This is a genomic window from Curtobacterium sp. MCLR17_045 (genome assembly GCF_003234405.1).
Classification (GTDB): Bacteria; Actinomycetota; Actinomycetes; order Actinomycetales; family Microbacteriaceae; genus Curtobacterium; species Curtobacterium flaccumfaciens.
Genome location: NZ_QKTB01000007.1, coordinates 106,856 through 132,185 on the forward strand (window position 1 = coordinate 106,856; position 25,330 = coordinate 132,185).

The window sequence follows — 25,330 nt, forward strand, 5'->3', positions numbered from 1 at the left end:
GCCCGTTCACCGCAGACCGCTCGATGACGATCCGGTGAACAGAACCGCCCTGCGGTGAACGACGGGAAAACTGCCCCTGGGGCGACTCTATGGTTGCCCTGGTCGAGCCGAAAGTGGCTCTGATCAGGGTTTTCTGTGAGTTGCTACAGGATGGGGTCATCGGTGCCGATGTCGGTTCGTGCCACGACGGCAGTGGTCGTCGGCGCGCTCGGGGCGCTCGTGGGGACCGCGATCGTCGCCCCGCACCTGGTCCCCTCGCCGGCGCCGCAGAGGTCGGCGGTCACCGTGCAGGCCGGCACCGACGCCTGCGGGACGGGGTGGCCCGCGAGCCCGGACCGCGCCCTCGCCGGCCCCCAGACGTTCCGGATCCACAACACCTCCGTCGCCGGGATCGAGGTGCAGCTGGTCGACCCCACGAACGGCGCGGTCTACCTCGACGCGGAGGGGCTGGGGTCGGGTGCGACGCACGACTACGGCGTCCGACTCCCGAGCGGCCAGTACCGGTTCCGCTGCCTGCCCGCCGACGCGAACCCGAGCACCGGACCCGTCGTCCACCTGCGCGGCGCCACCCACGTCAGCGACGAGACCCCGGGGATCGTCCCGGTCACCCGCGACGACCTGATCCCCGCCGCGAAGTCGTACGGCGCCTGGATCGAGAGCCGCCTGCCGGCGCTGCTCGACGACGTGCGCGCGCTGGACGCCGACGTCCGTGCGGGTGACGTCCGCGCCGCACGGCGGGACTGGCTGACCGGGCACCGCGAGTACGAGCAGCTCGGAGCCGCCTACGGTGCGTTCGGCGACGACGACACCGCGATCAACGGGCTCCCGGCCGCCGGACGGACCGCACTCGACGACCCGCACCTGGCCGGCTTCCACCGCGTCGAGGCGCTGCTGTGGTCGGGTGCGCCCAGCCGTCGCGCCGTCGCGCCCGCCGACGCCCTGGTCGCCGCCGTCGCACACCTGCGCCGGACGTTCCCCACCCAACGGGTCGACCCGCTCGACATCGGCCTGCGCTCGCACGAGATCCTCGAGAACGCACTCCGCTTCGAGGCGACCGGGGCCACCGACGCCGGCAGCCACACCGCACTGGCGACGATCGACGCGAACACCAGCGGGACCGAACACGCGCTCGAGCCGGTCCGGTCGATCCTGCGGACCCGCTACCCGGGACTCCGGGCCACCGATCGCGCGCTGGCGACCCTCCGCGCCGACGTGGGATCTCACCGACGGCGCGACGGCAGCTGGGACACCCTCGACGGTCTCGACCGCACCGCCCGCGAGCGCCTCGACGCCGACCTCGACGCTGCGCTCGAACGACTCGCCCCCGTCGCCGCCATCTGCGACCCGAGGAGGACCTCGTGACCGAACGACCGCAGCGCCAGGGCCGGCAGGGCCTCCAGAGCCGGCAACTCCCACGCGGGATGGACGCGGCGACGTACCGACGGATGACCGAGGCGCACGCCCGCCTCGGACTGTCCGCCGACGGCAGCGCGTGTCCGGCCGGTGCACCGGACGACCAGCAGCCGCCGACCGGCCCCACCCGCGGCGTCGGCCGCCGCGCGTTCCTGACCAGCGCGGTCGGGGCAGGTGCCGGAGCCGCCGCGGCGGCAGCGAGCCTGACCGCCGGGGGTGGGACGGGCCTCCTGGCAGCCGCCGCGACGACGGGCGGTGCCGACGCTCCGCCCGGTTCCTCGTACGCGTTCCACGGGGCGCACCAGGCGGGGATCACCACGCCCGCGCAGCGACAGTCGGCGTTCCTGGCGTTCGACGTGACCGCGGCCGACCGCGGGGAGCTCGCCGACCTGCTCCGGACGATCACCGAGCGGGCACGGTTCCTCACCCGCGGCGGCACGCCTGCCGACGTCGGGATCACCGCGCCGCCGGCCGACTCCGGCGTGCTCGGACCGGAGGTCGCGGCCGACGGGCTCACCGTGACCGCGAGCGTCGGTGCCTCGCTCTTCGACCACCGGTACGGCCTGTCGGGGCAGCGCCCGGCGCTGTTGCGGACGATGGAGGACTTCCCGAACGACGACCTCGACCGGTCGATCTCGGACGGCGACCTGCTGCTGCAGGTGTGCGCGCACAACACCGACACCGTCCTGCACGCGATCCGCGACATCGCCCGGGCCACCCGCGGCGGCATGCAGGTGCGCTGGCGGCAGGACGGTTTCGCGTCCCCGCCGCGCCCCTCCGGCACCCCGCGCAACCTGCTCGGTTTCAAGGACGGCACCGGCAACCCCTCCACCGCGGACCGCAGCGTCATGGACGACCTGGTCTGGACCCGCGGCGGACAGGACGGCGAACCCGACTGGGTCACCGGGGGCAGCTACCACGTCGTGCGGACCATCCGGATGTTCGTCGAGTTCTGGGACCGCGTCTCACTGCACGAGCAGGAGAACATGATCGGCCGGCACCGTGACTCCGGTGCCCCGCTCACCCGCAGCGGTGAGTTCGACGACCCCCGGTACCAGGACGACCCGACCGGCGACGTCATCCAGATGGACGCGCACATCCGGTTGGCGAACCCGCGCACCGCCGAAGCCCGTGCGCAGCAGATGCTCCGTCGTCCGTACAACTACGACAACGGCACCGACACGAACGGCGACCTCGACATGGGCCTGTTGTTCGCGTGTTTCCAGGCCGACCTGGAACGGCAGTTCGTCGCCGTGCAGAAGCGCCTGGTCGACGAACCGCTCGTCGACTACGTGTCGCCGGTCGGTGGCGGCTACTACTTCGCCCTGCCCGGGGTCCGCCACGCGGACGACTGGCTGGGTCGTCGGCTGCTCGCACGGACCTAGCCGGGCCGTCGCTCGAACGCGCCCGCCCGCCGCAGGGCCCCACCGCTCCCCACCACCCCACCGTCCCGACCAGTGAGAGGTTCCACGTGTTCCGACCTTCCGAACGACGCGTCCAACAGGGCGCGCTCGCCATCATGGCCCTGGCGGCCGTCGCCGGGGCGGCCCTCGCCATCCCGCAGTCGGCGTCCGCCGCGGACAACTCCCTGAAGACCACCACACCGATCAAGCACGTCGTCGTCATGTACGACGAGAACGTGTCGTTCGACCACTACTTCGGCACCTACCCGAGGGCCGCGAACACCGACGGCACCCGCTTCACCGCGGCGCGGAGCACCCCGAAGGTGAACACGCTCGCGTCCTCCGGCACCCTGACGAAGAACCCGAACGCCTACGCCCCGTCACGGCTGACGCCCGCCCAGGCGCTCACGTGCGACCAGAACCACAACTACCTGCCCGAGCAGAAGGCCGTCGACGGGGGTGCCATGGACAAGTTCGTCGAGAGCACCTCGGTGGACACCTGCACCGGCCTGTACGGGTCCCCCGGCCTGACGATGGACTACTACGACGGCAACACCACCACCGGGCTGTGGAACTACGCCCAGAACTACGCGATGAGTGACAACGCCTGGGACACCGGTTTCGGCCCCTCGACCCCCGGAGCGCTGAACCTGATCAGCGGCAACACCCACGGCGGCACGGGCGTCGACTCGGTCACCGGTGCCACGGTGCCGACCTCGACCGCCGTCGTCGCGAAGGACGCCGCCGGCCAGGGCACCGTCACCGCCGACCCCGACCCCGCCTTCGACGACTGCTCCGACAAGGACCACACGTCGACGTCGAACCTGGTCGAGATGTCGGGCAAGAACATCGGCGACCTGCTCAACGCGAAGGGCGTCACCTGGGGCTGGTTCCAGGGCGGCTTCACCCCGACGACGGCCTACTCGGGCACCGGCACCCTCGCCAAGTGCGACGCCACCACGACGAACGTGGGCGGCTCGGTCAGCAACGACTACTCGCCGCACCACAACCCGTTCGCGTACTACGCATCGACGTCGAACCCCCACCACCTCGCACCGACGAGCGACCGCATGATCGGCTCCACCGACCGCGCGAACCACCAGTACGACCTGTCGGCGTTCGACACCGCGCTCGCCGAGCACCGGATGCCCGCCGTGTCCTTCCTCAAGGCGCCCGAGGCCCAGGACGGCCACGCCGCGTACTCCGACCCGCTCGACGAGCAGAAGTTCCTGACGTCGAAGATCAACGAGATCGAGCGGTCGCCGGAGTGGTCGAGCACGGCCATCGTCATCAACTACGACGACTCCGACGGCTGGTACGACCACGTCGCGCCCACGATCCTGAACGGCTCGACGGACTCCTCGAACGACACCACGGTCTGCACCACGGCCGCGACCAAGGTCGGTGTCGCCGGTGGGTACCTCGACCGCTGTGGCCCCTCGCAGCGGCTGCCGTACCTCGTCATCTCGCCGTTCGCCAAGCAGAACCACGTCGACCACACCGCCATCGAGCAGACGTCGACCACGAAGTTCATCGAGGACAACTGGTCGACCGGGCGGATCGGTGACCAGTCGTTCGACGCCCGGGCCGGGTCCATCCGGAGCATGTTCGACTTCACGCACCCGCAGCACCGAGAGGTGCTCCTGAACACGAAGAGCGGTGCGGTCTCGCGGATCGTGTCCACGGCCGTCACGCCGAAGCCGACCCCGAAGCCCACGACGAAGCCGCACACGGGGACCGGCGGCAGCGGCACGGGCGCGAGCACCGGTTCCGGTGGAACGGCAGGAACGGCAGGAACGGCAGGAACGGTGGGCACGGCAGGCACGGGCGCCGGCACGGGCAGTGGGGCCACGACTGCCTCCAGCGCCGCAGCAGGAGCCGGGGCCGCGGGGCAGACCGTCGCCGCCGACCCGTCCGCGACCGACCCGTCCGCGACGCGCCTGGCGTTCACGGGCGTGCAGCTCACCGGGGTCACGATCGCCGCGATCGTGTTCCTGATGGCCGGCGTCGCGCTGGTCGTCGTCCGCCGTCGACAGCTCCGGCGTCGGACCGACTGACACGACGCTGGTCGACCGACGCGTCTCGTCGACCGACACGACACGCCGAGCCGACTGACACGTCGCGTCGGTCGCGTCGACCGACACGACCGAACCGTGCCCCGGAGCGTGCTGCGCTCCGGGGCACCGTCGCGTCCGCGCGGGGTCGCCACGCGCCGGTCGGCTCAGCGTCCGCCAGTGCAGCGGCCGTCGCGTCCGGTCCCTCAGACCACGTCGGCCCGGAGGCGCGGCTCGCCTCCCGGCACCACGACCGCCCCCATGGGCGGTACCGTCCGCCACCGCTTCGCGAGCCGACGGGGTCGGTCGTCGTACCAGGCGATGATCCCGCCGGCCACGATGCCGAACGCGAGCACCCCGAACGAGAACAGCCCGATCAGACCGAGCAGGGTCAGCTTGCCGAAGTCGCCCGTGTCCGCGGTCGCCGAGAACCCGATGGACCCGAAATCCCAGAAGGCGTGCAGCAGCACTGGGGCGAGCAGCGACCCGGTCAGCCGACGCGCGACGTACAGCGTCGACCCGAACGACGCCGCGAACACGACCTGGATGAGCGTCGGCCCGATCCCGGCTCCGGCGAGCGCGTTGAGCAGGTGCAGCAGCCCGAACAGCGCACACGACAGGGCCCAGACCCCCATCTCCGGCAGGCGCCGCCGCAGCCCGACGAGCAGGGTCCCGCGGGCCATCAGCTCCTCGAAGACCCCGACGAACAGCACCCCGACGGCGAGCAGCAGGAAGTAGTGCGTCGGCAGCGCCGTCCAGTCGATCAGGGGCAGCCGGACGACGCACACCACGAGCACGAGGATCGGTGCGAGCATCGTCCACCGCAGCCGCGTCCGGACCGGGTCGACCGTGGCGATCCGCCACCAGCCGAGCGCAGTGACGAACAGGGCGAGTGCCACGACGGCGATGCCCTCGGGGATGACCAGGGCGTGCACGACGCTGTCGACCGTCTGCCCGAGGGTCGCGTAGTCGTCGCTCGGCCGTGACCGCCAGGCGCTGATCGCCGCGAAGACCACGATCGGCGCGAGCCCGAGCAGTAGCGACGGGGGCACCGGCCAGCGACGGCGGCGGGCTCGGACGGGGGCGGTGGTGGTCACCTCCCGGTTGTACCAGGCGGGACGTACGATTGGCGGTATGCGCCTGCCCTCCCTGTCCACCATGGCAGAGGACTACGTCAAGCTCATCTGGAAGGCCAGCGAGCGCGGCGGGCCCGGCTTGGCGACGCGGGACATCGCGGCGTCGCTGAAGGTGTCGGCGTCGACGGTGTCGGGCAACCTCAAGAAGCTCGACCGCGACGGCCTGATCGAGCACACCCCGTACTACGGCGTCGTGCTCACCCCACTCGGGCAGCAGGTCGCGGTGGCGATGGTCCGGCGGCACCGGCTGATCGAGACGTTCCTGGTGGAGCGGCTCGGCTACTCGTGGGACGAGGTCCACACCGAGGCCGAGGCCCTGGAGCACGCCGTGTCCGAGCAGTTCCTCGACCGCGTCGACGCCGACCTCGGCCACCCGACGCACGACCCCCACGGCGACCCGATCCCCGGGGCGGACGGCATCGTGCCGGACTCCCCCGGCACCCTGCTCGGCGCGATCGAGCCGGGAGCGTGCGGCACCGTCGACCGGGTCTCGGACGACGACCCCTCGCTGCTGCGGTACTTCGACGAGCTCGGGGTGGGGCTGGGCACGCACCTGCGGGTCGAGCGGGTGCGGGACTACGCCGGCGTCATCGCGGTGTCGCGGCGGGCGATCGACGGCTCGGAGTCCCTCGTCGACCTACCGGCTGCCGCCGCGTCCTCCATCTGGCTCGCGCCCGACGGCGACTGACCGCGCGGCGTGCGCGGGCGGGATGGTCGGCTGGTCACGACACCCCGCTCACGTCCGCCGAGCGGTCACCATCTGTCGCCCGGCAGCCCCGCAACCGACGGTTCGCGACCACTCGGCACCCAACGCACGGGGCGTCGCGACCGCACCGCGGCCCGCGAACCCGCGTGGCGACGGACGGGAGGCCCGGCGCGCGGCCGCCACGCGCCTCCCGTCCGACGCCCCCACCGGTCACGACACCCCGCTCACGTCCGCCGAGCGGTCACCATCTGTCGCCCGGCAGCCCCGCAACCGACAGTTCGCGACCACTCGGCACCCAACGCACGGGGCGTCGTGACCGCACTGCGGCCCGCGAACGCGCGTGGCGACGGACGGGAGGCCCGGTGACCCGCCGCCACGCGCCTCCCGTCCGACGCCCCCACCGGTCACGGCACCCGCTCACCTCCGCCGAGCGGTCACCATCTGTCGCCCGGCAGCCCCGCAACCGACGGTCCGCGACCACTCGGCACCCCGCCCACGGGGTGTCGTGACCGCGCGACGCGCCCGCCCCACCACCGCGACGCCGACGGTTCTCGACCACTCGGCGCGCCCGACCGGGCACGTCCGCCGGCCCTAGCCCTTCACGGAGCGCGTCCGGCCGAGGGCGACCTCGCGCCGAGCCCGTTCGAGCGCGTACTCGGAGGCGACGCCGGGGTCGTGCAGCAGCCGTTCGGTCTCGTGCACGTGCTCCCGGACGGCGTCGGTCCCCCGGTCGGCGGCCGCGACGAGGACCGGTCCGACGGTGTCTTCGCCGAGTCCCACCAGAGCACGCGACAGGCTGAGCCGACGCTCGCGGTCACCGATGCCGAGCTGCACGGCGAGGGTCCGCGCGAGCGACGCCCGCTCGTCGTCCGGCACCAGTACGACCGCAGTGCGCCAGGCGGCTCGGAGCACCTCGTCGTCGTGGTCCTCGAGCAGCGGGCGCACCGCGGGCCACGCGTCCGGGTCGCCGATCTTCGACAGGGTGTGGAGCGCCTGGCTGCGGGCCTGGGGCTCGGGGCGCTCGAGCTCGGGCAGGACGCGGGCGACGACCTCGTCGGCGGGGTGCCGGGTGAGCGCCCACGTCAGCATGTCGCGGACGAAGAAGTCCGGCTCGACGGCGCACTGCGCGACGAGCACCTCGAGGTCCGCGGGGTCCGGGGTGGTCCCCGCGGCCATCACGGCCTGCAGCCGGGCGGAGGATCGCGGATCGGCGAGGGCATCGGTGAGCGTGGTCATCCGTCCATCGAAGCCCCTCGCGCCGGGGCCGTGTCAAGCATCGGGGCATAGCGTCGGGAGACGTGCGGTTGGCTCCCACCGCACCTCCGACCACGAAAGGACCTCCGCATGCCCCGCATCGGTACCAGCGACCTGCACGTGTTCCCCCTCGCCCTCGGCGGCAACGTCTTCGGCTGGACGGCGGACGAGTCGACCTCGCACCGGGTCCTCGACGCCTACACCGCGGCCGGTGGCGACTTCATCGACACCGCGGACGTGTACTCGGCCTGGGCGCCGGGCAACTCGGGCGGCGAGTCCGAGCGGGTCATCGGTTCGTGGCTGCGCGCTTCGGGCAAGCGGGACGACGTCGTCATCGCGACGAAGGGCTCGCAGCACCCGGAGTTCCAGGGCCTCGCCGCGGACACCGTCGCCGCCGCTGCCCGCGCGAGCCTCGAGCGCCTCGGCACCGACCGGATCGACCTGTACTACGCGCACTTCGACGACCAGTCGACCCCGCTCGAGGAGACCGTCCGCGCCTTCGACCAGCTCGTGCAGGACGGCCTGGTCCGCTACACCGCGATCTCGAACTACTCGAAGGACCGCGCCGCGGAGTGGATCCGCATCGCGACGGAGAACGGCCTCGCCCAGCCCGTCGCCATCCAGCCGCACTACAACCTGGTCACCCGCCAGCCGTACGAGGCCGAGATCGCACCGCTCGCGCACGAGCACGGACTCGGCGTCGTGCCGTACTTCTCGCTCGCCGCGGGGTTCCTGACCGGCAAGTACCGCTCGAAGGACGACTTCGCGGGCAAGGACCGCGAGGGCCAGGTGTCCGGCTACTTCACCGACGAGGGGCTCGCCGTCGTGGACGCGCTGTCCTCGATCGCCGATGCCCACGGTTCCGAGATCGCCACCGTCGCACTCGCCTGGCTGCAGGCGCAGCCCGACGTCGTCGCGCCGATCGCGAGCGCCCGGAACACCGAGCAGCTGCCGGCGCTGCTGGCCTCGGCAGAGCTCGAGCTCACCGCCGACGAGCTGCAGACCCTGTCCGACGTGTCGGCGAAGGTGCCCGCGAGCGCCTGACGCCGGCGCATCTCAGCCGATGCGCGTACATGTTCCGACATCCCACTCGTCGTTCGACGGGTGGGATGTCGTTCGTTGCGCACGCAGTCGCTGCGTGTGCATGTTCCGACAGACCACCAGTCGATCACGGGGTGGATCGTCGCAGAACGCGTGCGACCCGCGCCGACCGCCCCTACGCCCCCGGCGCCAACGACCCGGTCAGCGGCTGCCCCGACGACCGCGTCACGAAGCACGCGATGAACCGGTCACCCTGGTCCCACGTCGCCTGGTCCGGCGCGTAGGAACCCTGCACCTGCACGTCCCCCACGGCAGCGGCGGCCGAGGCGTTCAGCGCCGTGTCGGACTGGCACTGGTCGGCCGCCTGGGTCGCCAGGGCCTCGGCACCGGGGTAGGTGTCACCTTCGACGGCGAGACGTGCGGTCAGCTGCCCGATGTGCGGCGTCGCGCAGTCCACCACCGTGAAGGTCTGCGACCACGCGTTCGTGAACGGCGACAGGCACTCCCCGCCGGCCAGGTCGGTCCACGGGTGCTCGCCGGGCAGCGCCGGGGTCGTGGCGAACTGCAGCGTGGCGGCCGGTGCTGCGGCGTCACCCGGCTGCGAGGCCGACGCCGACGGCGCAGCGCTCGGTGTCGCCGGCGCCGACGAGGCAGCCACCGGCGACTTCGTCGGCACGGCCTGGTCGGCGATGTTGTTCCCGAGGATCCACTTCGACAGCAGGAACACCAGCACGATGAGCACGAGGATCAGCGCGATCGACCCGTAGATCAGCAGCTGCTTGCCGCGCTTGCCCTCGTTCCGCAGCCGCGCGAAGCCCTCGTTGATGAAGTTGTCGCGGTCGCCGGACTGCCGGTCCGGACCGCCGGCCGGCCGGCCAGCAGCAGCGGGCGCAGGGGCAGCAGCAGGAGCGGCAGCAGCCGCGGGCACGGCAGCCGCCGGCATCATCCGCGTCCCGGTGTCCTCCGGGTCGTAGCCGGTCCCGCCGAGCTGCCCGACGGCCTCGGTGCCGAACAGGTCCTTGATGGCACTCGTGTCACTGGTCTCGCGGCCGTCCCACTCGGACTGGTCCAGGTCGTCCGGCGCCGCGGCAGGAAGGGACTCCGGCTGCGGACCGGTGTCGTTCCCACGCAGTCCGAGCACGGCGTCGAGGTCCTGCCCCACCGACGGCGGCAGGTGCGCCGGGTACTCCTGGGCACCCGCAGCGGGTTCGACAAGCGGCGGTGCGGCGGTCGGCGGCACGGTCGCGTCGGGCTCGGACCACCAGGGCGTCCCGGCCGCCGGCATCGCGGTGGTCGGGGCATCGGCCTGGAGGCCCTCGGTCGCGTCCGGCACGTCGTCTCCGGCGGGCTCGCGGGGCACGTCCACGGCCTCGGTCGCCTCCGACGGAGCACCAGCGGCATCAGCGGCGGGAACGGCAGCCGGAGCAGCCGTGTCCGACACGGGCGCAGCCGGGACCGTCGGGGGCACCACCGGCGGCACGGGGACCGCCGGCGGCACCGGGTAGGTCCGCGGTGCCTGCGGCAGCCCGGAGGCGGGGGTGTCGACCTCGCCGGCGACGACCTCGTCCTCGTCGTCCAACTCGTCGGCGAGCGACCAGGACCCGGCGGACAGCGCGGTGGTGTCGAACGAGTCGGTGGTCAGCGTCGCCGGGACCTCGCCGGGCTCGTCGTCACCGATGGCCCAGTCGAACGGCCGGTCGTGCGCGCCGGTCTGCGTGGGGACCGGCCCGGTGCTGGTGATGCGCAGCAGGTCGGTGAAGGTCGGCGGCTCTTCGGTCGGGGGCAGCACGTTCTCGACGCCGAGGGGCTGCGGCGCAGCGGGAGCAGCAGCAGCGGGCGCCACGGACTCCGGGTGGTTGCCGGTCGCGCGGCCGAGCCAGTCGACGTCGGCGCGGCCCTCGCCGAACGGGTCGACGCGGCGACGCTCTTCCTCGATGGCCTTCGACGCGGCAGCTCGTTCGTCACGGTGGGTCTGCGCCGTCGGCAGCACGATCGACGACGGGTGCGGCGCGGTGGAGTCCGGCGCGACGTCGGCGGCGGCCGGGATCCGGTCGTGCAGTGTGGAGCGCTCGTGCTCGACGACGGCGTCGGGGTTCTCGGAGGGTGCGAGCAGCTCGGGCGGCATCGAGATGGCCTGGGTCGCGCCGTCGTCGAGCGCCGGAGCAGCAGCCTCGGCGCCCTCCGCCTCCCCCTCGGCCACGAACGGCTCCGGCAGCGGCGCGCCCGTCTCACGGGCGGTGCGCTCCGCCTCGCGGCGCTCCCGCCGCGACGGCCAGTCCTCCTCGCCGCGCGGAGCCCCGAAGATGTCCGCAGCGCTGCGGAGACCGTGGAACGGAGCGTCCGAACCGGACGCACGCCGAGCCTCCAGGCCGTCGTCCCCGTCTGCCGGGCCGGCGGTGCCGTCGGGTTCGCGTGCGTCGTCCGGACGCTCCTCGGTCACGCGGTCAGCCCCAGATCAGCCAACCCGATGGCCGCGAAGTACGGGTAGCCGGCCGCCTCGATCGTCTCCTTGGCACCGGTGTCCCGGTCGACGACGACCGCGACGGCGGCGATGATCGCGCCCTCGCGCTCGAGCGCCTCGGCCGCCTTGAGCGGCGAGCCGCCGGTGGTGGAGGTGTCCTCGAGCACGACGACGCGCTTGCCCTTGAGGTCCGGTCCCTCGACCTGCTTGCCGCGGCCGTGGTCCTTCGGCTCCTTGCGGACGACGAAGGCGTCGTAGGTCAGGCCCTGGGCAGCGGCCTGGTGCAGGACGGCGCTGGCGATCGGGTCGGCGCCCATGGTCAGGCCACCGACGGCGGAGACGTCCGGCACCTGCTGCACGAGCTCGGTCATGACCTGGCCGATCAGCGGCGCGACGCGGTGGTCCAGGCTGACCTTCCGCAGGTCGATGTAGTACGTCGCCTTCTTCCCGCTGGTCAGGGTGAAGTCGCCGTGGAACACCGCTTCGGAGGAGATGTACTGGATCAACTGTTCGCGCGCGTCGGTCACAGCGCACAAGGGTAGTCGGTCGGGCCCGCAACGCGCTCCCCCAGCCTGTGGGTCTGTGCGTACCGGCACCGAGGCGGCCTCGGTACGCTCCGGGGCATGTCCCGAGCACCGCGTCGCCCCGCCGTGGAGCCGGCTCCGTCCGGCGGCCGCCGGACGGGTGGGGTGGCCGTCACGATCGGACGGGAGGCCCTGGGCGGCCTGGTCGCGCTGGCCCTGGCCGTCATCGCCCTGCGCCACGTCGTCGCGACGGAACGGGTGGCGTTGCTCTGGTACGACGGCGACTCGGTGCTGCTGCCGCTCGTCGAGCGCTCGCTGCAGGCCGGCCAGCCGTTCGAGTGGGCGATGTCGCCCGCGCTGTTCTTCTTTCCCGAGCTGCCCGTGTACCTGTTCTGCTCGCTGGTGACCGGGACCCCGCAGCAGGCCCTGGCGCTGAACGGGGTGCTCGTGCTCCTCGCGGTCTACGCGCTGGTGCGTGCCGCTGCGAACGAACTGATGCCGTCCGCCGGGCGCCCCGCGCGGATCGCGGTGTCGGCGGGGGCGCTCGGCCTGGTCACGCTGCTCGTGCTGACGGAGTCATCGGCGACGGCGACCTCGCTCGAGCTGGCGTCCCTGCTGCTCACGACGACCTACTACTACGGCGCCGTGCTGGCGGTGCTCGGCACCGCGGTGCTGGTGCTGCGGGCGGTGCGCCTCGGCCGGGCGTCGGTGCCCCTGCTCGTGGTGCTCGGACTCGTCGCCGCGTGCACGACCGCGTCGAACCCGCTGTACGTGCCCTGGTCCGCCGCTCCCGTCGTCGTCACCCTCGGGCTCCTGGTGCTGGCACGGCGGGTGCCGTGGCGCCCCGCTGCGCTGCTCGCCGGTGCCGTCACGGTCGGATCGGTCGTCGGGTACCTGGTGCGGATCCCGTTGCGACCGTTCGTCTCCCTCGACCCGGCGACGTACGTGCAGCCGTCACGGGCCGGGGAGACCCTGCGGTTCTTCGCGGCACTGACCGACGACCGGGCGGGCACGGCACCGGGCGACCTCGGGCTCCTGCTGCTGTTCGCCGGAGTGCTCGTCACCGTCGGCGGCACGGTCTGGGCCTGGCGGGTCCGCACCGCACGCACCGTGCTGGTCGCGACGCTGCTGCCGCTGGTGACCGTCGTCGCCGTGTCCGTCGGGGTCGTCGTCGCCGGGTCCGAGACCCCGCGCTACCTGCAGCCGATCGTGACGGCACCGCTGCTCGCGCTCGTCGCCGTGGCCGAGCTCACCCGCACCGCGGTCCGCCGCACCCGCGTGCACCGCCCGCACCGCGGGGTCCGGGCGGGGGTGGCGGTCGCGATGGCCGCCGTCCTCGCGACCGGGATCGCCGTGGCCCCAGGCACCGCCCACGCCGTGTCGACCGCGCGGTACCCGGCGGCCGCGTGCCTGGACCGCTGGGCCGACGGGCGCCAGGTCACCGGCGTCGGGCAGTTCTGGACGGTCCGGCCCCTCGCCACCTACGCGGCGACGAACGTCGGGCTGCTGCAGGTCCGCGACACCTTCGAGACGTACCCGTGGCTCGTCGACCTCGGCGCCTACCGCGACGCCGACCCGAGCTTCGTGGTGGTCGGGTCGCACGACCTCTGGACCACCGCGGTCGAGGACTCCCTCGGCCCCCCGGCGACGATCACCCACTGCACCGGGTTCGACGTCTACGACTACGCCGGCACCGCCGGACAGGCGATCCTGCGGCGCGACGTCGTCGGGAGCGCCGACGTCATCCGGCGCGACCGCGGCTTCTGATCCACTGCTGAAGTTGTCCACAGCGGCGCGTTGCCGTCCGATGCTCGCTGTACGGATGTATAGGCTCGTGCTCGATGTCTCGTCCCACCAGCCCCCGCGCCCACCGTGTCCCCGTGCGCCTGCGCCTCGCCGTCACCGGCCTGGCACTCGCGGGCCTCGTCGGCACGGTCATCGCCGACGCTCCGGCCGCCCAGGCGGTGACCTACCCCACGTGGGACGAAGTGAAGTCCGCCCGCGGCAAGGAATCCGCGAAGCAGGGCCAGATCACCGAGATCCGGGGCATCATCAGCGAACTCGACGCCAAGGTCGATGCTGCCGAGGCGAAGGCGCAGAAGCTCGGCGACGTGTTCTACAAGGCACAGCGCAAGGCCCAGACGGCGGCCGAGAAGGAACAGCAGCTCCGCGCCGACGCCAAGGACCACGCGAAGGTCGCCGACCAGAGCGCCGCGCAGGCCGGGCAGTTCGCCGCGCAGATGTCCCGCTCCGGTGGCGCCGACGTCACCACCTCGGTGATCACCCAGGGCGAAGACGCCAGTGATCTGCTCTACAACCTCGGTGCGCTGAGCAAGCTCTCCGAGCAGGCCGAGCGCGTGCAGGCCGCCGCGAGCGCCGACGCCGCCGTCGCCAGCTCGCTCGAGGCACAGGCCGACCGCGCCGCCGAAGCGCTGGGCGACCTCGCTGCCGAAGCCGAAGACCGCATGCAGGAAGCCCAGGCGGCGTCCGACGCCGTGCAGGCCGCCTACGACGAGCAGCAGTCGAACAAGGCCCGACTCGACGCCCAGCTCGCGACCCTGACCTCCGGCCGCGTCCGGACCGAAGCCGAGTTCGCCAAGGGTGAGCGCGTCCGCAAGGCGGCGGAGGAGAAGGCCGCACGCGAAGCCGCAGAGCGCGCAGCCGCCGCGCAGCGAGCAGCCGCCGCACAGGCCGCCGCGAACTCCGGCGGGGGCGCTCCGTCAGGCGGCGGCTCGACCGGCAGCAGCGGCTCGGGTGGCGGCGGTTCCGTCGGCGCGGGCTCCGGGACCGGCTGGGTCCGGCCGGCCAGCGGCTACGTCATCAGCCCCTACGGGTACCGCGTCCACCCGATCACCGGCGTCGTCACCATGCACGAGGGCACCGACCTGGCGAGCGGCTGCTACACGCCCATCGTCGCGGCCTCGGCCGGCACCGTCGACTACGTCGGCTGGTACGGCGGCTACGGCAACTACGTCCGCATCAACCACGGCGGCGGCGTGCAGACCGCGTACGGCCACATCGTCGACGGCGGCTTCCGGGTCGCCACCGGCCAGCAGGTCTCCGCGGGGCAGCTCATCGCGCTCGTCGGCTCCACCGGGGCGTCGACCGGCTGCCACAGCCACGTCGAGGTGCACATCAACGGCGCCACCACCGACCCGGTGCCCTTCATGGGCGCTCGCGGGGTCGCCTTCTAGCCGATCGACCCCGGCTCCGGCGACGTGCCCGGTTCCGGCTCCGGCTCGTCGATCCCGTCGTCGCCGGCGTTCCACAGCGCCCGGTACCAGGCGGTGCGCTCCGGGTCGTCCGGCAGCCCGTACGCCCGGTGGAACAGCGGCTCCCACCCGGGTCCGTAGTTCCAGCCGAGGGCCATCGTCGCCACCGCGATGTCGGCCCAGCGGTCCGCAACCCCCATCGCGTCCAGGTCGACGTGCCCGCTCCACCGCCGGTCCGCACCGATGAGCGTGTTCGGCGTGCACGGGTCGCCGTGACAGACGACGATCCGGTCGGTCGGCGGCTCCGGACCGAGACCGCCCGGGCAGCCTCGCTCGGCGTCGGCGGCAACGTCGGCGCTCGTCCCACGCGCGCGATCGAGCCGGTCCGCCGTGGACCACGTGAACGGGCAGTCGTCGACGGGCAACGTGTCGTGCAGCGCGCGCAGGCCCTCGCCCACCGCGACCACCGCGGTCCGGGGTTCGTCGTGCCAGCGCGGGTCGACTGCGCTCCAGCCGGGCACGGCACGCGTGTGCAGCCAGACGCCGTCGTCGTCGGCGCCGTGGTCGAGCACCTCGGGCACCCGGGCGTACCGGGACGCCCACGTCAGCCGCGCGGCCTCGCCACTGATCCACGAACCGTAGGCGCGCGGCAGCACCTTCACGAACTCCTCGGCGTGCGCGTCCGGTCCGATCCGGAACGTCGTCCCGCCGATCTGGTTGTGCCAGACGAGCGCGACCTCACGCCCTCGGGCGACGTCGGTGACCACGCGCGGCACCGGGACGGTCTCGCCCGGCCGGGGCAGTCCGCCGATCGAGCGCACCACGGCGACGCTCAGTGCACGCGGTCCGGGCGGGAGGACCCCGACCCACCACGGGCGATCTCGAGCAGCACGGGCAGGCGTTCGCCGAGCAGGGCGTCCAGGTCGGCGACGACGGCCTCGACCCGTTCGGTGATCTCCCGCGGCGCGGCACCCCGGCGCGGACGGACCCGCACCCGGATCGCCCGACCACCACGGACCCGGTAGACGTCGACGGCGAGCGAGCCGACCTGGGGCATGTCGCCGATGGCCGCGGAGAGCGCGTGCTGCACGGCCGTGGACTCGATGCGCACGGAGCCGGCGACGCCGTCGGCCGAACCGTCGCTGTCCACGACGGTGCTCTCGCGGCCACCGCCGAGCGTCGTCAGCACCACGAGTGCGAGCACGCCGAGCACGACGCCACCGCCGAGCACGCAGGTCCACGCGAACACCGAATCGTCACGCGACGCCCCGGTGCCGAGTCCGGCGAGGGCATCACCGACCGCGCGCCACCACGATGCGACGAGGGGCACCCCCTGGGCGGTCTGCACCAGGATCGCGGCGACCCCGGCGACGAGCAGGACGAGCCCGAGCACGACGAGCGCCGTCCGGCCGAGCGCGCGGTTCGTGGCGTTCATCCGTCCACCCGCCCCGTCGGCTGCACCCGGACGCGCGCGGCCAGCGTCGGCTGCGCGTCGATCGCGGCGAACTCCCGCTCGACGGCCTCGGTCGCGGCGACCGCGGGGACGTCCGCCCCGGCTGCGGGACGGAGCACGACGTCGACCGTGCGGCGACCGACGGTGCCCACGGCGGCGTCGGCGCCCAGACGGGTCGCGGAACGCGCGGCTCGGGCCGCGGCGGAGGCCAGGACCTCGTCGTCGACGACGACTGCGAGCCGGTCGGACGACATCACGTGCCGCGGACGGCGCTGGGGCAGGATCCCCTGCAGCAGGAGCACGAGGCCGATCAGGGCCACGACGGCGCCGATGCCGATCACGATGGTGGTGTCGAGGCCGTCCGGCGCGGCGAGCGCGGCGTCGATCACGGCACGGGGGTCGACACCGAGCACGTTCTGGTCGAGCAGGACGAGTGCGCCGGCGAAGACCGCGGCGGCGGCGAGCACCATGGCGATGAGCATCGCGACGACGACTGCGCCGGAGCGGGAGACGTGGGTCTCGCGGCGCAGCAGGCGGCGGTGGGTGGCGAGGTGGTCGTCGTGCGACGGGCCGGCGGGGACGACCGGATCGGGGTTGCCGCCGGCGGGGTCGACGGCTGTCGCGGCGGTCACCGGACCCTCCGCGGGGTGTCCACGACCGACGAGGCGAAGGTCACGGTCACGCGGGCGACCTGTCGGCCTGTGATGGTCCGGAAGCGCTCGGCGATCGTGCCGCGAGCCCGGTGCGCCGCGGCGACGACGGGTTCGTCGGGGAGTGCGTGCGAGCCCAGCACCGGCAGGGCGAGCGGGGCGGTGATCTCGACCGCCAGCGCGCCGCGGCCGTCGTCCGCGACCCGGGCACGGACCTCCCGGAAGGCAACGCGCAGCGCTTCGGCGGCGACCGCCTGGGCGGTGTGCACCAACGCGGACGTACCGATGCGGTCGGAGCCGCGGAGCCGGACGCCGCTGTCGCCGGCCGTGGCGACGGCGGCGTCGCTCACGACGAGCTCCGGCGTCCGCGCAGCACGTCGAGCAGGCGCCGGAAGTCGACGTCACCCGTGACGATGCGGGCGACCAGTGCACCGACCGCCATGCAGACGGCGACGACGACGAACGCCCAGAACCCGAGCGTCACGGCGACGATCGCGAGCAGGGCGCCGGTGCCCATCCCGACGACGGTGGCGTTCACCGGACCCGACCGTCCCGGGTGTCGAGCTCGTCCGCGACGCCGTTGAGCGCCGGGATGTTCACGTCGTTGATGGCGATGTTGACCTCGGTGACCTCGAGGCCGACGAGTTCGGTGACGGCGTTCGTGACGGCGGCACGGACCGCGGAGGCGACCTCCATCATCGGCGTCGGGTAGTCCACGACGATGGTCAGGTCGACGGCCACCTGGGTCTCACCGACCTCGACGCGGACGCCCTGGCCGAGCGCGCTCGAGCCGATGGCGTCGCGGATGGCGCCGAACGCCCGCGAGGCGTTGCCGCCGAGCGCGAAGACGCCGGGGACGTCGCGGGCGGCGATGCCCGCGACCTTCGCGACGACCGTGTCGTCGATGATGGTCCTGCCCTTGGCGGTGACCTGCGTCGTGGTGGTGCCGGCGGGCTGGGTGCTCCCGGCCCCGGTCCCGAGCGTGGCCCCGGTCGTGGTCCCGTCGACGCGGTTGGTCGTCGATGCCATTGCTGCCTCCGTGCGGTCGATTGCTGGCCTCCAGCGAACACCATCGTGCCGTACGCCGCACAGGCGGCGCACGTCCCGCCCGACCATGCCGCTGGTCTCGCCGACCTCGTCGTCAGTCGGCACCGGTAGGTTCTTGTTCCATGCGCGTGGCGACCTGGAACGTGAACTCCGTCCGCACCCGAGTGGGTCGGATCGTCGACTGGCTGGTGCGTGAGGACGTCGACGTCCTCGGCATGCAGGAGATCAAGTGCAAGCCGGAGCAGTTCCCGGTCGAGCAGTTCGAGGCCGCGGGGTACCACGTCGAGGCGCACGGCCTGAACCAGTGGAACGGCGTCGCGTTCGCCAGCCGGCTGCCGATGGAGGACGTCACCCGCGACTTCCCCGGCCAGCCCGGCTTCCTGAAGGGCCACGAGGGGCCGGACCTGCCGGTCGAGGCCCGCGCGATCGGCGTCACGGTCGACGGCGTGCGGCTCTGGAGCCTCTACGTGCCGAACGGCCGCGAGCTCGGCGATCCGCACTACACGTACAAGCTCGACTGGCTCGCCCAGCTGGCCGACCGCACCTCGGAGTGGATCGAGGCGTCGCCGGAGACCCCGCTCGCGCTGATGGGCGACTGGAACGTCGCACCGCTCGACCAGGACGTCTGGGACATGCGGGTCTTCGAGGGGTCCACCCACGTCAGCGAACCCGAGCGGGCAGCGTTCCGCGAGTTCGAGGCGCGGGGCCTGCAGGACGTCGTGCGCCCGATCGTGCCCGACGGCTACACCTACTGGGACTACAAGCAGCTGCGGTTCCCGCGCAACGAGGGCATGCGCATCGACTTCGTCCTCGGTTCGCAGGCCTTCGCGGACGTCGTCACCGACGCCTCGATCCACCGGAACGAGCGCAAGGGCGACGCCCCGAGCGACCACGTCCCCGTGGTGGTCGACCTCGACCTGGACACGTCGCTCGACGACGACCGCCCGATGATCTTCTGATCGGAGTCGGCTCACCGGCCCGGCCCGGCCCGGCCCGGGATCGGCGTCCGTCCGGCTCTGTTACGCCCGGCGTCCGCCGTGATTGAGCCGTCCGTCACGCCGACGTAGGTTTCCTGCACCGAACCCCTTCGAGAGCAGGTGAAGCCATGTCCCGCACGACGATCCTTCCCATCCAGCGCCTCATGGCGACCGCGGCCCCCGGTGCGTGGCGCGACGGCATCGTCGTCGAGACCCGCGCAGCCGACGCCGTGGTGCTGTTCCTCGACGGGAGCATCACGCAGCTGCGGGTGGCGGACGCCGACGGCGTCCTGTCGGTCGGCGAGCCGGTCGCCCACCACCCGGTTGCAGAGATCCTCAGCGCCGGCGGTCGACAGACCACCGCACGCGTCGCGTAGCGCGCACGCGTCGGGGAGCGCGCACGGAGCGGGTCAGGCCGCCATCGAGTCGAGCATCGCCTGGCACTTCGACACCATCTCGTCGCAGGCCATGGCGCAGTAGCGGCACGACTCGTCCATGTCCTGGTGCTGGCGGCACTCGGCGGCACACGCGGTGCCCATCGCGACGACGGCCATGAGCATCGCCTGCATCGCGGCGGTGTCCATCCCCATCGGACGCATCATCATCCGCATGCCGGTGTCGGCGAGCATCGCCGTGTTCGAGCACATCGCGGCGCAGGTGGCCATCTCGCCGCCCATCCGCATGTCGGCCGCGGAGCACATCGTCGCCGCCATCGACGCGGCGTTCATCGCCATCATCGTGTCCTGCATCATGTCCATGTCCATCTCCATGGGCATGTCCGTCATCGACATGTTCTTCATCATCGCCATCGTGTCCATCGCCGGTCTCCTCGTCGTGGTCATCGGTCACGAGGCGGTCCGCCCCGCGTGCCCGCCAGGGTACGCGCGTGCCGTCCGCGCTTCGTGAGCAGGAATGGTCGGGTCCGCGACCGCCACCCGACCGTTCCTGCTCACCATCCGCGGTGGTCGCCACCACAGCCGGACGGGAGGCCCGGTGCACCCCCGCCACGGGCCTCCCGTCCGCCCCGCGGCGCGTCCACGGCGCGGAAGACGCCGGCGTGTCCGCAGGACGCCCGCAAGAGCGCGAGACGCCGCCGAATGCGGCGGCGTCTCGGCGACATCGAGGCGTCTCGACAACACGACGGCGTCTTCCGGGCGGCCACACGCCGGCGTCGCGCGTCCAGGGCGCGCTACGGGTGCAGCAGGGCGGCGATCGCGACGAGCACGGGCACCGAACCGAGCGTCGAGATGAGCACGACGTCGCGCGCGACCGGGACCGCGGCCCCGTACCGCTGCGCGTAGTTGAAGACGTTCTGCGCCGCCGGCAGGGCGCCGAGGGTGGTGAGCACGAAGACCTCCTGGTCGCCGAGCCCGAACACGAACCGGGCGAACACGAACGCCACGGCCGGCATCACCACGAGCTTGATCGACGACGCCACGATGACGTCGGTCCGGATCGCCGGGTCCCGCAGCGGGGTCGCACCGTGCAGGCTCATCCCGAACGACAGCAGCACGACGGGCACCGCGGCCGCGCCGACGAGCGAGAACGGCTCGAGCACCGGGTCGGGCAGCGTGATCCCGGTCGCCGAGCACACCAGCCCGACGAGCGAGGCGATGATGATCGGGTTCCGGAACGGCCCCGCGAGCCGCCGCCCCCATCCGCCGCCACCCGCGGTCGCCGCGTCGAGGATCGTCAACGCGATCGGGGCCATCACGACGAGCTGCAGCAGGATCACGGGCACGACCGCGGTCGCCTGGCCGAGGACGTACACGGCCACCGGCAGCCCGATGTTGTTCGCGTTCACGTAGCTCGACGCCAGGGCGCCGACGGTGGTCGTGGTGACGGGGCGGCGCAGCACGAAGCGGAACACGGCGGCGGCACCGAGGGCGACCACGGCGGCACTCAGCAGCGAGACCCAGAGCATCGAGGACAGCAGCGACGCGATGTCGGCGGTCGCGATGGTGTGGAACAGCAGGCACGGCATCAGCACGAAGAACGCGAGCCGACTCATCACGAACTGCGCGTGCGGGCCCAGCAGGCCGATGCGTCCGACGACGTACCCACCGGCGATGATCGCGCCGATGATCGCGAAGCCGGTCAACACGCCACCCATCCCGTCCATCCTGGCACCTGCCGGCGGGGATGTGACGTCACTCAGGTCGGAAATGCGTACGCATCGAATACCGTTGAGCGCATCATGACCTCGACGAACGCCGACACCCTCACCCGGTCCACCGACTCCAGCCAGCCGCTCGTGCCGCTGCTCGAGGAGCGCTGGAGCCCCCGCTCCTACGACGAGACCGCGACGATCTCGGACGACCAGCTCGACGCCGTCCTCGAGGCCGCTCGCTGGGCACCCTCGGCCATGAACTTCCAGCCCCGCCGCTTCATCGCCGGCCGCCGCGGCACCGAGACGTTCCGGAAGATCAACGAGAACCTGCTCGGCTTCAACGCCGCCTGGGCCTTCCGCGCCAGCGCCCTCGTCGTCGGCGTGCTCGAGACCGTGACCGCCGACGGCGAGGAGCGCCCCTTCGCGCAGTACGACCTCGGCCAGTCGCTCGCCGCCCTCACCGTGCAGGCGCACGCCGAGGGCCTGCACGTGCACCAGATGGCGGGCATCGACGCCGCCGGGCTCCGTGCCGCGTTCGACCTGCCCGAGCGCTTCCTGCCGTACACCGTCACGGCCGTCGGCACCGTCGCGCACCCGTCGCAGCTCGACGACAAGGCCGCCGAGCGCGAGGTCGCCCCGCGCACCCGCATCCCCCTCGACGAGGTCGTCCTCGTCAAGGAGTGAGCTCCGGCGGCACCGCCGCCCGCGATCGCCACGACGGCCGCGTCCCTGCGGGGGCGCGGCCGTCGGCGTACCATGACGTGACATGGATCAGCACCAGGACGACGCCCCGCCGGAGATGAACTTCTACACCCGGAAGTGGGTGCGACCGGAAGACCTCAACGCCAACGGCACCCTGTTCGGCGGCAGCCTGCTCCGCTGGATCGACGAGGAAGCCGCGGTCTACGCGATCATCCAGCTCGGCAACGGCAAGGTCGTCACGAAGTACATGTCGGAGATCAACTTCCTGTCCTCGGCGAAGGAGGGCGACATCGTCGAGATCGGCCTCGTCGCCACCCGGTTCGGCCGCACGTCGCTGACCATGCGGGCCGAGGCGCGCAACCTCTTCACGCACCGCAGCATCCTGACGATCGACGAGGTCGTGTTCGTGAACCTCGACGAGGACGGCAACCCGGCCCCGCACGGCTACACGGACATCACCTACGCGCGCGACCGGGTCCCCGCCACGCACCGCGCGTGACCCCGCAGACTTCGCGCAGCACCGGGGTGCCCGGATGGTCGCACCCTGCGGGTGGTCGGCGGGCTCTGGCAGGATCGGGGGCATGACCACGCCCCGCCTCGTCGCCTTCGACCTGGACGACACGCTCGCCCCGTCGAAGTCCTCCCTCGACCCCCGCATGCTCGAGACCTTCGCGTCCCTGCTCGAGGTCGTGCCGGTCGCGGTCATCTCCGGCGGCAACTTCACCCAGTTCGAGCAGCAGCTGGTCACCCCGCTCCGGCAGCGCGACGGCCTGACGCTCGACGCCCTGCACCTCCTGCCCACCTGCGGCACCCGGTACTACCGCTGGGAGGACCAGGACTGGGCGCTGCAGTACGCCGAGGACCTCACCGACGAGCAGAAGGACCGCGCCCTCGCCGCGGTCGAGGCCCGTGCGAAGGAAGCCGGGTACTGGGAGTCGGAGACCTGGGGCGCCATCCTCGAGGACCGCGGGTCGCAGATCACGTTCTCCGCCCTCGGCCAGTCCGCCCCGGTGGACGTCAAGAAGCAGTGGGACCCGACCGGCGAGAAGAAGGACCACCTGCGCCGTCTGGTGCAGCAGGACCTGCCCGACCTCGAGGTCCGCTCGGGCGGCTCCACCAGCATCGACATCACCCGCAAGGGCATCGACAAGGCCTACGGCATGCAGCGTCTGGCCGAGATCACCGGCATCGCACTCGACGACATGCTCTTCGTGGGCGACCGGCTCGACCCCGAGGGCAACGACTACCCGGTGAAGGCGCTCGGGGTCCCCTGCCACGCGGTGCAGGGCTGGGAGGACACGGACGCGTTCCTGACGGAGCTCATCCCCACCCTGCGCTGACCGCGCGGCGGACGGGAGGCCCGTGGCGGGCCCGCACCGCGCCTCCTGTCCGTCCGCGGTCGCGTCCAGAGCCGCGAACGCGACCGACGCGGCCGGGCGCTCAGCCCAGGCTGCGGACGGCCTCGACGAAGGCGCGGATCTTGGCGGGGTCCTTGACGCCACGCTCCGACTCGACACCGCTCGACACGTCGACGCCGTCGGGGTCGAGCGCCTCGACCGCGGCGACCACGTTGGCCGGGGTCAGCCCGCCGGCGAGGATCCAGGCCTCGTCCACGCCCTCGATCGTGGCCGGGTCGATCAGGCGACCGCTGCCGGGCACGGCGGCGTCGAGCAGCAGCAGGTCGTGGTCGAACGCGGCGCGCTGCTCGGGCGTCTCGCGCAGGTAGTCCTCGGCCCCGATGGCCCGGATGGTGAAGAAGCCGGCGTCGCGCGCGCGGGCGAAGTCGGACGCCGACTCGCCACCGTGCAGCTGCAGCGTCGTGAGCCCGACCTCGGAGGCGATGCCGACGATCTCGTCGATCTTCTGGTCGCGGAAGACCCCGACGGCGTCGATGCCGTCCGGCACCCGCTCGACGAGTTCCTTCGCCAGGTCGGCGGTGACGGTCCGGGGGCTGCCCGCCGCGAAGACGAACCCGACGGCGTCGGCACCCGCGTCGACGGCGGCGTCCACGGTGTCGGGCGTCGACAGGCCACAGATCTTGATCCAGCGCTGGTCGGTCATGCTGTCCATCCTGCCAGGGTGCTCCGGTACCCGGAGCACGGAGCCGCCGGAGGGGTCAGTGCAGGGCGCCCGCGACGTAGGCGGCCACGCACGCCGCGGTGACGCCGAAGGCCGCGAAGGACCCGACCAGGACGTTCCGCCGCCGCCAGCGACGCACCGCCGAGAACGTGCCGCGCCTGGCGTGCCGGTGCGCGGCGCGGTGCATGCGGTGGTCCCGCTGGTGCTTCACGCGTTCCGGGCCGAGCGGCACCGGGCCGGTGATCTGGGTGGAGCCGCCGCGCAGCGCGTTGGCGATGGCGACCGCGGTGGGCCGGCGCTCCGGGTCGCGGGCGGTCATCCGGCTGAGCAGCTCGCGCCACTCGTCGGCGACGTCGTCCGGGACCTCGGGGTCGCGGCGGAGCCGGGCGAGGGCGGCCTCGATGAGGGTGCCCGAGTACTCCTGCTTGCCGGTCAGCGCCTCGAGCAGGACGAGCCCGAGCGAGTACACGTCGGTGGCGAAGCTGATCGGTTCGCCGGCGACCTGCTCCGGGCTGAGGTAGGCGGCGGTGCCGATGACCGTGCCGTCGTTCGTCAGGCGGGAGCCGTCGACGAAGTGGGCGACGCCGAAGTCGGTGAGCTTGACGGTGCGCGCGAACCCGGACGAACCCTCGTCGCTGATCAGGATGTTGGCGGGCTTGACGTCGCGGTGGACGATGCCGCGGGAGTGCACGTAGGCCAGGGCGTCGGCGAGCTGCGCACCGAGGTCGGCCACCTCGTAGTTGTGCAGGGCACCCTCGGACAGCCGGCGGAGGAGGGTCGTGTCGGCGATGAGCTCCATCACGATGAACCGGTGCGGGCCGTCCTCGAACTCGTGGGTGCCGGCGTCGTACAGCGGGATGAGGCCCGGGTGGGAGAGCATGCTGAGCAGCCGGATCTCGCGCTCCTGGCGGACACGGTCGGCGGTGGTCATCTTGTCCGGGGTCGCGAAGAGCTTCACGGCCACGGCCCGGTACGTGTGCTCGTCACGGGCTTCGTAGACGGATCCCATGCCGCCGGTGCCGATGAGCTTCACGAGCCGGTACCGCGCAGAGAGGACGGTGTCCGCCCGCGCGCTGTCCAGCAGGGTCATGGTGTCCGTCGTCCCGTC

At 72.7% G+C, this 25,330-nt stretch carries 27 protein-coding genes; 13 read left to right on the forward strand and 14 right to left on the reverse strand.

Translation table 11 applies throughout. From position 1 onward, the window contains the following. Positions 1-168 precede the first annotated feature (168 nt). From DEJ05_RS07155 to DEJ05_RS07165, 3 genes are all read left to right on the forward strand, one after another. On the forward strand, positions 169-1,362 hold the full coding sequence (locus tag DEJ05_RS07155; RefSeq protein ID WP_111110094.1) for an EfeM/EfeO family lipoprotein: 1,194 nt from the start codon (positions 169-171) through the stop codon (positions 1,360-1,362). Next, positions 1,359-2,798, forward strand: coding sequence for an iron uptake transporter deferrochelatase/peroxidase subunit (efeB, locus tag DEJ05_RS07160; RefSeq protein WP_258376106.1), 1,440 nt, complete (start codon positions 1,359-1,361; stop codon positions 2,796-2,798). Before DEJ05_RS07155 ends, efeB begins: the two co-directional genes overlap by 4 nt. Before the next feature lie 86 nt (positions 2,799-2,884). After that, complete coding sequence (locus tag DEJ05_RS07165; RefSeq protein WP_258376107.1) at positions 2,885-4,873, forward strand: phospholipase C; 1,989 nt, start codon at positions 2,885-2,887, stop codon at positions 4,871-4,873. Between the two features lie 203 nt (positions 4,874-5,076). Here DEJ05_RS07165 and DEJ05_RS07170 read toward each other — a convergent pair whose 3' ends face one another. After that, a complete protein-coding gene (locus DEJ05_RS07170) occupies positions 5,077-5,967 on the reverse strand; it encodes a CPBP family intramembrane glutamic endopeptidase (RefSeq protein ID WP_181440680.1) in 891 nt (296 codons plus the stop codon). Between the two features lie 37 nt (positions 5,968-6,004). Here DEJ05_RS07170 and DEJ05_RS07175 point away from each other — a divergent pair, with 37 nt between their 5' ends. Further along, positions 6,005-6,694, forward strand: a complete 690-nt coding sequence (locus tag DEJ05_RS07175; RefSeq protein WP_110864256.1) for a metal-dependent transcriptional regulator — start codon at positions 6,005-6,007, stop codon at positions 6,692-6,694. 609 nt (positions 6,695-7,303) lie between these two features. Here the strand turns inward: DEJ05_RS07175 and DEJ05_RS07180 are convergent. Then, positions 7,304-7,948 carry a HEAT repeat domain-containing protein gene (locus tag DEJ05_RS07180; protein ID WP_111110097.1) on the reverse strand — a complete coding sequence of 215 codons (645 nt, stop codon included), beginning with the start codon at positions 7,946-7,948 and terminating at the stop codon, positions 7,304-7,306. 108 nt (positions 7,949-8,056) lie between these two features. Between DEJ05_RS07180 and DEJ05_RS07185 the strand changes: the two genes are divergently transcribed. Then, positions 8,057-9,010, forward strand: a complete 954-nt coding sequence (locus DEJ05_RS07185) for an aldo/keto reductase (RefSeq protein WP_111110098.1) — start codon at positions 8,057-8,059, stop codon at positions 9,008-9,010. 172 nt (positions 9,011-9,182) lie between these two features. Here the strand turns inward: DEJ05_RS07185 and DEJ05_RS07190 are convergent, their stop codons facing one another. Together DEJ05_RS07190 and pyrE are read right to left on the reverse strand one after the other, a co-directional pair. After that, the gene (locus DEJ05_RS07190) at positions 9,183-11,447 is read right to left on the reverse strand and encodes a septum formation family protein (protein WP_111110099.1); all 2,265 of its coding nucleotides are present in this window, start codon (positions 11,445-11,447) and stop codon (positions 9,183-9,185) included. Further along, a complete protein-coding gene (pyrE, locus tag DEJ05_RS07195) occupies positions 11,444-11,995 on the reverse strand; it encodes an orotate phosphoribosyltransferase (RefSeq protein ID WP_071404348.1) in 552 nt (183 codons plus the stop codon). Before pyrE ends, DEJ05_RS07190 begins: the two co-directional genes overlap by 4 nt. 96 nt (positions 11,996-12,091) lie before the next feature. On the opposite strand from pyrE, the gene DEJ05_RS07200 reads away from it, so the two are divergent. Together DEJ05_RS07200 and DEJ05_RS07205 are read left to right on the forward strand one after the other, a co-directional pair. After that, the gene (locus tag DEJ05_RS07200; protein ID WP_146245046.1) at positions 12,092-13,759 is read left to right on the forward strand and encodes a hypothetical protein; all 1,668 of its coding nucleotides are present in this window, start codon (positions 12,092-12,094) and stop codon (positions 13,757-13,759) included. A gap of 74 nt (positions 13,760-13,833) precedes the next feature. Continuing rightward, entirely contained in the window at positions 13,834-15,186 is a 1,353-nt protein-coding gene (locus DEJ05_RS07205; RefSeq protein WP_111089396.1) for a M23 family metallopeptidase, read from the forward strand. Here the strand turns inward: DEJ05_RS07205 and DEJ05_RS07210 are convergent. The 6 genes from DEJ05_RS07210 to DEJ05_RS07230 are packed head-to-tail and all read right to left on the reverse strand — an operon-like array spanning position 15,183 to position 18,336. Continuing rightward, positions 15,183-16,028, reverse strand: a complete 846-nt coding sequence (locus tag DEJ05_RS07210) for a phosphotransferase (RefSeq protein ID WP_375334831.1) — start codon at positions 16,026-16,028, stop codon at positions 15,183-15,185. The genes DEJ05_RS07205 and DEJ05_RS07210 overlap by 4 nt on opposite strands. 8 nt (positions 16,029-16,036) lie before the next feature. Then, entirely contained in the window at positions 16,037-16,639 is a 603-nt protein-coding gene (locus DEJ05_RS07215) for a hypothetical protein (RefSeq protein WP_111110101.1), read from the reverse strand. Continuing rightward, positions 16,636-17,289, reverse strand: coding sequence for a hypothetical protein (locus tag DEJ05_RS18025; protein ID WP_181440681.1), 654 nt, complete (start codon positions 17,287-17,289; stop codon positions 16,636-16,638). The genes DEJ05_RS07215 and DEJ05_RS18025 overlap by 4 nt, the downstream gene beginning before the upstream one ends. After that, positions 17,286-17,657: a hypothetical protein gene (locus DEJ05_RS18030; protein WP_181433166.1), complete on the reverse strand. Its 372-nt coding sequence runs from the start codon at positions 17,655-17,657 to the stop codon at positions 17,286-17,288. The genes DEJ05_RS18025 and DEJ05_RS18030 overlap by 4 nt, the downstream gene beginning before the upstream one ends. After that, positions 17,654-17,845 carry a DUF2273 domain-containing protein gene (locus tag DEJ05_RS07225; RefSeq protein WP_027464859.1) on the reverse strand — a complete coding sequence of 64 codons (192 nt, stop codon included), beginning with the start codon at positions 17,843-17,845 and terminating at the stop codon, positions 17,654-17,656. The genes DEJ05_RS18030 and DEJ05_RS07225 overlap by 4 nt, the downstream gene beginning before the upstream one ends. Next, entirely contained in the window at positions 17,842-18,336 is a 495-nt protein-coding gene (locus tag DEJ05_RS07230) for an Asp23/Gls24 family envelope stress response protein (RefSeq protein ID WP_110858766.1), read from the reverse strand. Before DEJ05_RS07230 ends, DEJ05_RS07225 begins: the two co-directional genes overlap by 4 nt. A gap of 140 nt (positions 18,337-18,476) precedes the next feature. On the opposite strand from DEJ05_RS07230, the gene DEJ05_RS07235 reads away from it, so the two are divergent. Next, positions 18,477-19,313 carry an exodeoxyribonuclease III gene (locus DEJ05_RS07235; protein ID WP_110864246.1) on the forward strand — a complete coding sequence of 279 codons (837 nt, stop codon included), beginning with the start codon at positions 18,477-18,479 and terminating at the stop codon, positions 19,311-19,313. Between the two features lie 146 nt (positions 19,314-19,459). Then, positions 19,460-19,708 (forward strand): hypothetical protein, encoded by a 249-nt coding sequence (locus DEJ05_RS07240; RefSeq protein WP_027464862.1) that lies wholly within the window; start codon positions 19,460-19,462, stop codon positions 19,706-19,708. Between the two features lie 33 nt (positions 19,709-19,741). On the opposite strand, the gene DEJ05_RS07245 is transcribed toward DEJ05_RS07240, so the two are convergent. Then, positions 19,742-20,089, reverse strand: coding sequence for an aldehyde dehydrogenase (locus tag DEJ05_RS07245; RefSeq protein ID WP_232536581.1), 348 nt, complete (start codon positions 20,087-20,089; stop codon positions 19,742-19,744). Here DEJ05_RS07245 and DEJ05_RS18035 point away from each other — a divergent pair. After that, the gene (locus DEJ05_RS18035; RefSeq protein ID WP_181433171.1) at positions 20,088-20,237 is read left to right on the forward strand and encodes a hypothetical protein; all 150 of its coding nucleotides are present in this window, start codon (positions 20,088-20,090) and stop codon (positions 20,235-20,237) included. The genes DEJ05_RS07245 and DEJ05_RS18035 overlap by 2 nt on opposite strands. A 283-nt stretch (positions 20,238-20,520) precedes the next feature. Here DEJ05_RS18035 and DEJ05_RS07250 read toward each other — a convergent pair whose 3' ends face one another. Then, positions 20,521-21,444 (reverse strand): AEC family transporter, encoded by a 924-nt coding sequence (locus tag DEJ05_RS07250; protein ID WP_111029741.1) that lies wholly within the window; start codon positions 21,442-21,444, stop codon positions 20,521-20,523. An 84-nt stretch (positions 21,445-21,528) separates the two neighbouring features. Between DEJ05_RS07250 and DEJ05_RS07255 the strand changes: the two genes are divergently transcribed. The 3 genes from DEJ05_RS07255 (at position 21,529) to DEJ05_RS07265 (ending at position 23,483) form a co-directional block, all read left to right on the forward strand. Beyond that, a complete protein-coding gene (locus DEJ05_RS07255) occupies positions 21,529-22,125 on the forward strand; it encodes a nitroreductase family protein (protein WP_027464865.1) in 597 nt (198 codons plus the stop codon). Positions 22,126-22,207: 82 nt separating this feature from the next. Further along, positions 22,208-22,642, forward strand: a complete 435-nt coding sequence (locus tag DEJ05_RS07260; RefSeq protein WP_017886352.1) for an acyl-CoA thioesterase — start codon at positions 22,208-22,210, stop codon at positions 22,640-22,642. 82 nt (positions 22,643-22,724) lie between these two features. Further along, entirely contained in the window at positions 22,725-23,483 is a 759-nt protein-coding gene (locus tag DEJ05_RS07265; protein ID WP_071404337.1) for an HAD-IIB family hydrolase, read from the forward strand. Between the two features lie 100 nt (positions 23,484-23,583). Here the strand turns inward: DEJ05_RS07265 and DEJ05_RS07270 are convergent, their stop codons facing one another. Next, entirely contained in the window at positions 23,584-24,204 is a 621-nt protein-coding gene (locus tag DEJ05_RS07270; RefSeq protein ID WP_111110103.1) for a phosphoribosylanthranilate isomerase, read from the reverse strand. Between the two features lie 55 nt (positions 24,205-24,259). Beyond that, positions 24,260-25,312 (reverse strand): serine/threonine-protein kinase, encoded by a 1,053-nt coding sequence (locus tag DEJ05_RS07275; protein WP_111022754.1) that lies wholly within the window; start codon positions 25,310-25,312, stop codon positions 24,260-24,262. Positions 25,313-25,330 lie beyond the last annotated feature (18 nt).